The sequence below is a fragment of the Methanobrevibacter filiformis genome, from assembly GCF_001639265.1.
In the GTDB taxonomy this organism is placed as follows: domain Archaea; phylum Methanobacteriota; class Methanobacteria; order Methanobacteriales; family Methanobacteriaceae; genus Methanacia; species Methanacia filiformis.
Genome location: NZ_LWMT01000188.1, coordinates 1 through 717, shown reverse-complemented (window position 1 = coordinate 717; position 717 = coordinate 1). Strand labels below are relative to the sequence as shown.

The window sequence follows — 717 nt, the reverse complement described above, 5'->3', positions numbered from 1 at the left end:
TGTATGAATTATGTTTTGATAAATGGCATACTGACTAAGGGATACTTATTTAGACATGTATGGTTTTATACTATGTTTATTTATGTTTTTTCTAGTATATTGTGTCTTTTAGATTTCTTGTTCGTATGGTATTATATATTGCATTTCTGATGTTTATTTCATTAGTTGCAGCTACTTTATTGGAACCTAAAAGCATTAAGACACCATTACTACGCTTAAGATAACCATTTACGCCTTCAGTTTGGAACCGTTCAGCATAAATAGTTAAATAGCGTTTTTGAGTCATTTTATTAATCATTTCATGTTTAAGTGTGGTGATTCTGTAGTTTATAGGAGTTACACCATCACCACACAAGCATTTTTCCTTAAATGGGCATGATGAATGGGACAAGCAATAGTAATTATATGATCTTTCCATGTATTTGGGATTAGAGTTATGTTGACGATTATATTTACTGTTTATCTCTTTAATGTTCTCTAATGGTAATATTTCACCATTTAAACATGTGATTTTCTTATTTCCTTTTTCAAAATATTTTTTACTTATTTTTTCTAACTCTTCAATACGGAGAGGTTTTTTAAGTCCATTATTCACTCTGTAAATGTCATTAAGTTGTTTTGAGATTCCTTTGGGCATTATTAGTGCATTTATGTCATTTTTATCTGCTGTTTCTAAGTTTTCGTTAGAGTAATATCCTGAATCTAAAATGTAAATTG

Annotated in this window: 1 protein-coding gene; it reads right to left on the bottom strand. The window is 28.9% G+C overall.

The annotated features are described in order from the left end of the window. Positions 1-91: 91 nt before the first annotated feature. Positions 92-717 (bottom strand): transposase (locus MBFIL_RS04890; protein WP_211261719.1); only part of this gene is annotated, 626 nt, incomplete at its 5' end.